The sequence below is a fragment of the Streptomyces sp. NBC_01750 genome, from assembly GCF_035918095.1.
Classification (GTDB): domain Bacteria; phylum Actinomycetota; class Actinomycetes; order Streptomycetales; family Streptomycetaceae; genus Streptomyces.
The window spans coordinates 6792742-6803418 of sequence record NZ_CP109137.1 but is presented as its reverse complement, the minus strand read 5'-3'; the positions used below and the strand labels follow the sequence as shown (position 1 = coordinate 6803418).

The 10677-nt window shown below is 70.7% G+C and carries 1 protein-coding gene; it reads right to left on the bottom strand.

Annotated elements, in window-relative coordinates:
* Positions 1-12 precede the first annotated feature (12 nt).
* Positions 13-10674 (bottom strand): type I polyketide synthase, encoded by a 10662-nt coding sequence (locus OG966_RS30740; protein WP_326653222.1) that lies wholly within the window; start codon positions 10672-10674, stop codon positions 13-15.
* Positions 10675-10677: the final 3 nt, after the last annotated feature.

Here is a 10677-nt window from a genome sequence, read left to right as displayed (position 1 = left end):
GTCATCGGAGCCTCACACATCCTCGGCGATGTCGTCGAAGTCGGCGCCATTGAGCGCCAGACTGATCAGCGCGTCCGCGTCCATGGTGTCGACGTCTGCGTCGACGTCCCCGGCATCGCTGGACGGAGCGGCGGTGCCCGGGCCGGAGTGGCCGGCGAGTTGGAGCAGGCTGTCGAGCAGCCCGGCATCACGCAGCCTGGTGAGCGGAATCCGCTGCAGGGCCAGCCTCACGTGCTGTTCGGCGGAGTCGTCGGACTCGGCGTCGGGGAAGAGCTGCTCGGCCAGGAAGGCGGCCAGACTCGCCGTGGTCGGGTAGTCGAAGCTCAGCGTGGCCGGCAACCGCAGCCCGGTGGCCGTACCCAGCCCGTTGCGGAACTCGACGGCGGCCAGTGAGTCGAAGCCCATCTCGCTGAACGGACGCTGCGTGTCGATCGCCTCGGCACCGGCGTAGCCGAGCAGCGTTGCCGCGTGCCCGCGCACCAGATCGGAGAGCCGGTCCAGCCGCTCGGCGGGGGCGAGACCGGTCAGCCGGTCTCGCAGGGCAGCACCAGGGTCGGCGCCGGCCGCGGCCTGGCGGCGGCCCGGTACCCGGATCAGACTGCGCAGCAGGTCGGGTACCTCGCCCTCACCGGAGGCGGAGGTGTCGAGCAGCATCGGTACGAGAAGGGCCCGGTCGGAGCTGCCCGCAAGGTCGAAGAGCTCGGTGCCCTTCTTCTCGGGGAGCGGGTCGATTCCTGCCCGCCGGAGACGCTGGAGGTCGGCCTCTCCGAGCTCGCCCGCCATGCCGCCGTCGAGCGACCACAGGCCCCAGGCCAGCGACTGAGCTGCCAGTCCTGCCGCCCGGCGGTGCGAGGCGAGCGCGTCGAGCAGCGCGTTCGCCGCGGCGTAGTTGCCCTGTCCTGGTGCGCCGAGGACCCCTGCCGCCGAGGAGAAGAGGACGAAGGCCGAGAGGTCCGTGTCACGGGTCAGTTCGTGCAGGTTCAGCGCTGCGTCGGCCTTGGGCCGGAAGACCGTGTCGACGCGCTCGGGCGTCAGTGACGAGGTCACGCCGTCGTCGAGCACACCGGCGGAGTGGACGACCGCAGTGAGCGGGGCGTCGTCCGGGATCGTGGCCAGCACCTGGGCGAGCGCCGCACGGTCGGCGACATCGCAGGCGGCCACCTGAACGTCCGCACCCAGTCCGGTGAGTTCCTCGACGAGGTCCGGCATTCCCGGCGCGGCCGCGCCCCGGCGGCTGACCAGCAGCAGCCGACGTACCCCCCGTTCGGTGACGAGGTGGCGGGCGAAGACCTGTCCGAGGTTGCCGGTCGCGCCGGTGATGAGCACGGTGCCGCCGCCGAAGTCGGCGGCCGGCGGCGGCGTCGCAGGGACCGTCGCCCGGAGCAGGCGGGCGGCGAACACCTCGCCCTCGCGGATGGCCAGCTGTGACTCGTCCAGCCCGGCCAGGGCCTCGAGCGGGAGGGCGTCGGTCGGGACGTCGGTGTCGCTGTCCGCGTCGATCAGGACGATCCGGCCCGGGTTCTCCGCCTGTGCCGAGCGGACCAGTCCGCGGACGGCGGCGGCGGCGAGATCCGACACGGCCTCGCCCGCGACCGACACCGCGCCTCGGGTGAGGACAACGAGCGTCGCCTCGGACGAGCGCGGGTCGGCGAGCCATTCCTGCAACGCGGCCAGCGCAGTGTGCACGGCCGCGCGGGGCTCCTCCCCACCGCCGGCCCGCAGCACGACGCACTCCGGCAGCTCGCCCTCGGCTGGGATCGCGCCCAGCTCGACCATCGGGCGGCCGGCTGCCTCATCACTGACCGGCTTGAGCGGCCCGCGCGGGATCCAGCCCAACTCGTACAGGTTGTCGGCGGTGGGTGCCGGCGCGTCCAGCGACCCGGCGGACAGCTCACGCAGCGCAAGCGACCCGACAGAGATCACCGGATGTCCGGCTGGATCCCACGCCTGCAACCGCACCGCGAGGCCGTCGAGAGTGAGCCGGACTCGCAGCTGGGTCGGTCGTTCGGCCAGCAGGGTGACGCCGGACCAGGCGAACGGCAGCCGTACGGTCGTCCCGCCGCCGCTGTCGAGCAGGGCCACGGCCTGCAAAGCGGCGTCCAGCAGGGCCGGGTGAACGGTGTGTGCCGAGACGTCGATTTCCTCGGGCAGCGCGATCTCTGCGTAGACGTCGTCGCCGTGCCGCCAGGCCGCGCGCAGGCCCTGGAACGCCGGACCGTACTGCAGTCCCAGCTCGTGCAGCTCCGCGTAACCGTCGGAAACGTCGATCGGCTTGGCCTCCGCCGGCGGCCAGCTGCCAAGATCGTCCACTGCCGGGCTTGTGCTGCGTGTGGTGAGGGTGCCGGTGGCGTGGGTGGTCCAGTCGGTGTCCTGGCCGGGACGGGAGTGGATGGAAACCTCGGCCTGCTCCCCCGCCCGGACCACCTGCACCTGTACGTCCACACCACCATGCCCGGGCAGCACCAGCGGATCACTGATCACCAGCTCCGCCACCTCCCCGTACCCCGTCAGATCAGCAGCATGAACCGCCATGTCCAGGAAAGCCGTACCCGGAACAATCACCACCCCACCGACCGCGTGATCAGCCAGCCACGGATGACCACCCAGACCCACACGCCCCGACAGCACCGTCGCCGCACCATCCGCCGTACTCACCACCGCCGCCAGCAACGCATGACCCGCATCACCCAACCCCGCCCCACCCACACCATTGGTGACGGCGGCCGATGACGACTCCGACAACCAGTACCGCCGGCGTTGGAAGGGGTAGGTGGGCAGGTCCAGATGGCGTGCGGGGGTGGGGGCGGGCAGGTGCCAGTCGACGGGCACACCCGAGGCGTGGAGGTGTGCGGCGGCGGTGAGGAGGGTGGTGTGCGCGGTGGTGCCGTTTTTGGGGCGGCGCATCAACGGCGCGAACGTGACCGTGTCGGTTTCGTCGAGGGACTGGCGGGCCAGGGCGGTCAGTACCGCCTCCGGACCCACCTCCACCAGCCGCGACACCCCCAACCCGCGCACCGTGGCCAGACCGTCGGCGAACCGTACCGGCTCCCGCACATGCCGCACCCAGTACGACGGATCCGTCAACTCCCCGGACACCAGCCCACCCGTCACATTCGAGACGACAGGAACCGACGGCTCCCGGAACGTGAGGGAAGCGGCAACCCCGGCGAACCGCTCCAGCATCGGCTCCATCAACCGCGAATGAAACGCATGCGACACCGGCAACCAACTACTACGCACCCCATGCTCCTCGGCGCGGGCAGCGACCGTCTCCAGCTCCCGCAGACCACCGGAGACCACGATCGCGGCGGGGCCGTTGACCGCCGCCACATCCACCCCCAGACCCGCGGTCAGCTCCCCGGCCCGGTCAACCTCACAGGCCAGGGCGAGCATCCCGCCACCGGCAGGCAGAGCCTGCATCAACGACCCACGCGCCACCACCAGCCGCGCCGCATCCTCCAGACTCAACACCCCCGCAGCCCAAGCCGCGGAAATCTCCCCCACCGAATGCCCCACCACCACATCCGGCACCACACCCCAATGCCGCAACACCGCAACCAGACCGGCCTGCACCACAAACAAACCCGCCTGAGTGAACACCGTGGCATCCACCCCCGCCGGATCATCCCCCCACACCACCTCCCGCAGAGGCCGCTCCAGATGCACATCCACCGCCGCACACGCCTCATCAAACCCCGCCGCAAACACCGGATTACAGGCATACAGCTCACGGCCCATACCCAGCCACTGCGAACCCTGCCCCGTAAACAACCACCCCGTACGCCCCGACAACACCCGCCCCACCACCGCACCCGAACCACCCGACGCCAACGACGACGAACCCGGAACTGCGGACGCCAACGACGACAGCGCATCAATCGCCTCCTCCCGGCTGGACGCGATCACCACCGCCCGGTGCTCCAGCCCCGCCCGCCCACGAACCAGCGCCGACGCCACCTCCCCCACACCCACATCCGCACGCCCAGCCCACCAGGACGCCAACCGCCCCGCAGACTCCACCAACGCCTCCGCAGACCGCGCCGACACCACCAACGCACTCCCGGCAACACCCTCCGGCCCGGCGGAATCCCCCATGGGGGAGTCCGGGTCCTCGGACGTGGGCAAGTCGTCGACAGCCGGGGGTTGTTCGAGGATGACGTGGGCGTTGGTTCCGCTGATGCCGAACGAGGACACCGCCGCCCGCCGCGGCCGCTCCACCACCGGCCAATCCCTCGCCTCGGTCAGCAGCGACACCGCACCCGCCGACCAGTCCACCTGCGACGACGGCGCATCCACATGCAACGACGCCGGCATCACACCATGCCGCATCGCCTCCACCAACTTGATGACGCCGCTCACCCCGGCCGCGGCCTGGGCGTGACCCAGATTCGACTTCACCGAACCCAGATACAACGGCTCACCCGTCCGGTCCTGCCCATACGTCGCCAACAACGCCTGCGCCTCAATCGGATCACCCAACCGCGTGCCCGTCCCATGACCCTCCACCAGGTCCACATCGGCGGCGGACAGACCCGCATTGGCCAGTGCCTGCCGGATCACCCGCTGCTGCGACGGACCATTCGGAGCCGTCAACCCATTTGACGCACCATCCTGATTGACCGCCGAACCCCGCACCACCGCCAGCACCGGATGCCCCAACCGCCGCGCATCCGACAACTTCTCGACCAAGAACAGGCCGACGCCCTCCGACCAGCCGGTCCCGTCCGCCGCCTCCGCGAACGCCTTGCACCGGCCGTCCGCCGACAGCCCACGCTGCCGGCTGAACTCCACAAACGTCTCCGGCGTCGACATCACCGTGACGCCGCCGGCAAGCGCCAGCGAGCACTCCCCGGAACGCAACGCCTGCGCCGCCAGGTGCAGCGCCACCAGCGACGACGAACACGCCGTATCCACCGTCATCGACGGGCCCTCGAGCCCGAAGACGTAGGAGAGCCGACCGGAGGCGATGGCACCGGTCGCGGCGTTGTGGGGGTAGTCGTGATACATCACGCCCGCGAAGACACCCGTACGACTGCCCTTCAGCGTCCCGGGATCGATTCCGGCCCGCTCGAACGCCTCCCAGGACGCCTCCAGCAACAGACGCTGCTGCGGGTCCATGATCAGGGCTTCGTTGGGGCTGATCCCGAAGAAGTCGCCGTCGAAGAGGTCGGCGTCGTACAGGAAGCCGCCGTTGTCGACGTAGGAGGTGTCCGGCACCGTCCGGCTCGGGTCGACCAGCTGGGCGATGTCCCAGCCGCGGTTGGTCGGGAACGGCGACACAGCATCGCGTCCCTCGGCGACCAGCCGCCACAGATCCTCCGGCGACGACACCCCGCCCGGGAACCGGCAGGCCATCGACACGATGACGATCGGCTCGTCGTCCTCAGCGGTACTCGTCCGGCGCACGACGGACGGAGCGGCAGCGGCCGATCCCACAGCCTCCTCCCGCAGAAAGCGGGCCAGGACCGCCGGCTCGGGGTGGTCGAAGACCAGGGTGGCCGGCAGCCGCAGGCCGGTGGCGGCGTTGATCCGGTTCCGCAGTTCGACACCCGCCAGAGAGTCGAAACCCATGTCCCGGAACGCCTTGGTCGCCTCGACGGCGGCGAGGTCCGGGTACTCCAGCACGGCCGCGGCCTCGCGGCGGACCAGCGTCAGCAGGGTCTGCTCCCACTCGGCCTCTGGGACGTCCCGCAACAGCTGACGGAGGGCCGACGCCCCGGCCGGGTGACCGGTCCCGGAGCGGCGGCGTCGAACGGGCGCCAGAGTACGGAACATCGCAGGCAGCGACTCCGGTTCGCGGCGCAGTTCGGCCAGGCCGAGCCGGAGGGGAACGACGAGAGCCCGGTCGCACCGCAGCGCGGCATCGAGCATGGCCAGGCCCTGCTCCGCGGTGTGGCCGAGCAGCCCGCCGGAGGAGACCGGTTCATCCGAGTCGGCCATGCCGTCGGCGACCGCCCACATGCCCCAGGCGAGTGAGATCCCGGGCAGCCCCTGTGAGCGCCGGGTCTCGGCAAGCGCGTCGAGCAGTGTGTTCGCCGCCGCGTAGTTGCCCTGGCCCGGTGCGCCGAGCAGGCCGGATGCGGAGGAGAACAGTACGAACGCCGACAGGTCGGCGTTGCTGGTGAGTTCGTGCAAGTGAAGGGCTGCGTCGGCCTTGGCGGCCAGCACCGTGTCCAGTCGCTCCGGCGTCAGGGAGGGGATGACACCGTCGTCCAGCACGCCGGCCGCGTGCACGACCGCGGTCAGCGGCGCGTTGGCCGGGACTCCGGCCAGCAGGTGCGCCACCTCGTCCCGGTCGGAGAGGTCGCACGCGGTGGCAGTGACCTCTGCGCCCAGCCCGACGAGTTCGTCGAGCAGCTCGGTCGCGCCCGGAGTCTGCGCGCCGCGGCGGCCGACCAGCAACAGTCGGCGTACGCCGTGCTTGCTCACCAGGTGCCGGGAGACGCGTCGGCCCAGCGCGCCGAAGGCGCCGGTCACCAGCGTCGTTCCGTGCTCGGCGAAGGCGGGCGACGTCTCGGCCGGGACGGGGAGAGCGGCGAGCCGGGCGGCGAACAAGCGCCCGTCACGCAGGGCGAGTTGCGGCTCGTCGGCGGCGGCGGCCAGCCCAAGAGCGTCTATGTCGATGTCAGCGTCGACTTCGGTGTCGGTGCCGGTGTCGATCAGGATGAAGCGGTCCGGGTTCTCCGACTGCGCCGAGCGGACCAGACCCCAGACCGCGGCGCCCGCCAGGTCGGAAACCGTCTCCCCCGCAGCGGGGACCGCGCCCTGGGTCGCCACTAACAGGCTGGCCCCGGCCAGGCGAGGGTCAGACAGGAACTGCTGGAGAACGGTGAGGACGCGGGCGGTGCGGGCATGGACATCCGTGACGACGTCCTCGGCATCGCGGCTCGTACGCAGCACCACGACCCCCGTCGGCGTAGCCGCCGGGTCGAGTGCATCCCACTCCTGAACGGCCAGCGGCTCGGGCGGCGTCGCCACCGGAACCCAGGTCAGTTGATAGAGAGGCGGCGTCCCGTCGGGCTGCTGATCGAGGCCCGCCAGCGGGCGCAGGGCAAGGGAGTCGACGCTTGCCACCGGATGACCGGTCTGGTCGGTTATGCGCAGCGCGACCTCATTGGCGGCGAGGGGCCTGATCCGCACCCGGAGCGCGGCGGCCCCGCTGCTTTGCAGCTCGAAGCCGGACCAGCTGAAGGGCAGCGCTGCCGCGCCGCCGTTCGCCGACGAGAGCGCAACGGCGTGCAGCGCCGCGTCGAGCACGGCGGGGTGCAGGCCGAAGCGTGCACCTGCCTGCGCATCCGCCAGGGCCACGTCGGCGAACACTTCGTCGTCGAGTCGCCAGGCCCGGCGCAAGCCCTGGAACACCGGGCCGTACCGCAGTCCGGACTCGGCGAGGTCGGGATACAGCGCGTCGATGTCGATGCTCTGAGCCCCTGAGGGCGGCCACTCGGTGTCGTTCGATTCCGTCGGCTGTGAGGCGGCGGCGGAAAGGGTGCCACTTGCATGCCGCACCCACTGCTCGGGAGCATCCGACGCCGTGGAGCTCGAGTAGACGCCGACTGGGTGGAGGCCGTGCTCGTCGGCGGGTCCGACGGTGACCTGGACCTGGACGGCGCCCGGCTCGGGCAGCACGAGCGGGGCGTGCAGCGTCAGCTCCTCGACCCGTCGGCAGCCGACCTGGTCACCCGCGCGCACCACGAGTTCGAGCATGCCCGTGCCCGGGAAGAACACCTCGTCGCCGACGCGGTGGTCGGCGAGCCAGGGCTGCGTATCGACGGACAGCCGTCCGGTGAGCAGGGCGCCGCCGGTGTCGGCAACGGTGACGGCCGCACCCAGCAAGGGGTGTTGGGTCACGTCGAGGCCGGCCGCGCCGACGTCGGTGGACGAGACGGTGGGCTCGACCCAGTAGCGCCGGCGTTGGAAGGGGTAGGTGGGCAGGTCCAGATGGCGTCCCGGGGTGGGGGCGGGGAGGTGCCAGTCGACGGGCAGGCCGGAGGCGTGGAGGTGTGCGGCGGCGGTGAGGAGGGTGGTGTGCGCGGTGGTGCCGTTTTTGGGGCGGCGCATCAACGGCGCGAACGTGACCGTGTCGGTTTCGTCGAGGCTCTGGCGGGCCAGGGCGGTCAGTACCGCCTCCGGACCCACCTCCACCAGCCGCGACACCCCCAACCCGCGCACCGTGGCCAGACCATCCGCGAACCGCACCGGCTCCCGCACATGCCGCACCCAGTACCCCGGATCCGTCAACTCCCCGGACACCAGCCCACCCGTCACATTCGAAACGACAGGAACCGACGGCTCCCGGAACGCGAGGGAAGCGGCAACCCCGGCGAACCGCTCCAGCATCGGCTCCATCAACCGCGAATGAAACGCATGCGACACCGGCAACCAACTACTACGCACCCCATGCTCCTGGGCGCGGGCAGCGACCGTCTCCAGCTCCCGCACAGCACCGGACACGACGATCGCGGCGGGGCCGTTGACCGCCGCCACATCCACCCCCAGACCCGCGGTCAACTCCCCGGCCGTCTGAGGATTTGCGGCCAGGGCGAGCATCCCGCCACCGGCAGGCAGAGCCTGCATCAACGACCCCCGCGCCACCACCAACCGCGCCGCATCCTCCAGACTCAACACCCCCGCAGCCCAAGCCGCGGAAATCTCCCCCACCGAATGCCCCACCACCACATCCGGCACCACACCCCAATGCCGCAACACCGCAACCAGACCGGCCTGCACCACAAACAGACCCGCCTGAGTGAACACCGTGGCATCCACCCCCGCCGGATCATCCCCCCACACCACCTCACACAGAGGCCGCTCCAGATGCACGTCCACCGCCGCACACGCCTCATCAAACCCCGCCGCAAACACCGGATCCGACCCGTGCAGCTCACGGCCCATACCCAGCCACTGCGAACCCTGCCCCGTAAACAACCACCCCGTACGCCCCGACACCACCCGCCCCACCACCGCACCCGGACCTGCGGACACCGAAGACCCCGTGCCACCGGACGCCAACGACGACAGGGCATCAATCGCCTCCTCCCGGCTGGACGCGATCACCACCGCCCGGTGCTCCAGCCCCGCCCGCCCACGAACCAGCGCCGACGCCACCTCCCCCACACCCACATCCGCACGCCCAGCCCACCAGGACGCCAACCGCCCCGCAGACTCAGCCAACGCCTCCGCAGACCGCGCCGACACCACCAACGCACTCCCGGCAACAGCCTCCGGCCCGGCGGAATCCTCCATGGGGGAGTCCGGGTCCTCGGACGTGGTCAAGTCGTCGACAGCCGGGGCCTGTTCCACAATCACGTGAGCGTTGGTCCCGCTGATACCGAACGACGACACCGCCGCCCGCCGCGGCCGCCCCACCACCGGCCAATCCCTCGCCTCGGTCAGCAGCGACACCGCACCCGCCGACCAGTCCACCTGCGACGACGGCGCATCCACATGCAACGACGCCGGCATCACACCATGCCGCATCGCCTCCACCAACTTGATCACACCCGCCACACCCGCAGCCGCCTGCGTATGCCCCAGATTCGACTTCACCGAACCCAAATACAGCGGCTCACCCGCACGCCCCTGCCCATACGTCGCCAACAACGCCTGCGCCTCAATCGGATCGCCCAACCGAGTACCCGTCCCATGGGCCTCGACCACATCCACATCGGCAGCGGACAGACCCGCATTGGCCAGTGCCTGCCGGATCACCCGCTGCTGCGACGGACCATTCGGCGCCGTCAACCCATTCGACGCACCATCCTGATTGACCGCACTGCCCCGCACCACCGCCAGCACCGGATGCCCCAACCGCCGCGCATCCGACAACCGCTCCAGCAACAACAGCCCCGCACCCTCACCCCAACCCGTACCGTCCGCCCCCTCCGCGAACGCCTTGCACCGACCATCCGAAGCCAGTCCGCCCTGCTTGCTGAAACCGACGAACGCCCCGGCCGTCGACATGATCATGACGCCGCCGGCCAGCGCCAGCGAGCACTCCCCCGAACGCAGAGCCTGTGCCGCCAGATGCATAGCCACCAACGACGACGAACACGCCGTATCCACCGTCACCGCCGGCCCCTCCAGCCCGAAGGTGTACGCGACCCGCCCGGCCAGCACAGACGCGGCGGTCGACGTCGCCTGGTAGGTCTGCGCCAGTTCGGGTGCGCTCTCGAGCAAGTAGCCGTAGTCCTGGAGACCGGAGCCGACAAAGGTGCCGACCCGCTCGCCCTTCATCGTGTGGACGTCTATTCCGGCGAGTTCGAAGGCTTCCCACGCCGTCTCCAGCAACAGCCGCTGCTGCGGGTCCATCGCGACCGCCTCGCGCGGCGATATGTCGAAGAAGCCCGGCTCGAACAGCGTGGCGTCGGAGACAAAGCCGCCCCGGGTGACGTAGCTGCTTCCGGTGGAGGAGTCCGCCGGGTCTGCGGGCTCCTCCACCCGAACCTGCCAGCCGCGGTCGTTCGGGAAGTCCGATGTCGCGTCGACGCCGTCGCGTACCAAGCGCCACAGATCGTCGGCTGAGTTCACCGAGCCGGGGTACCGGCAGCTCATCGCGACGATGGCGATGGGCTCCTGCTCCCGGAGCTCGACCTCGGCCAGGCGCTGCCGGGTCCGGGCGAGGTCGGCCGTGACCCGCTTGAGGTAGTCGAGGAGCTTGTCGTCAGTGGACATCGG

What these genes read in the sequence shown, in the direction of transcription:
- OG966_RS30740 (WP_326653222.1), bottom strand. Translation starts at nt 10,674, where the DNA reads ATGTCCACTGACGACAAGCTCCTCGACTACCTCAAGCGGGTCACGGCC.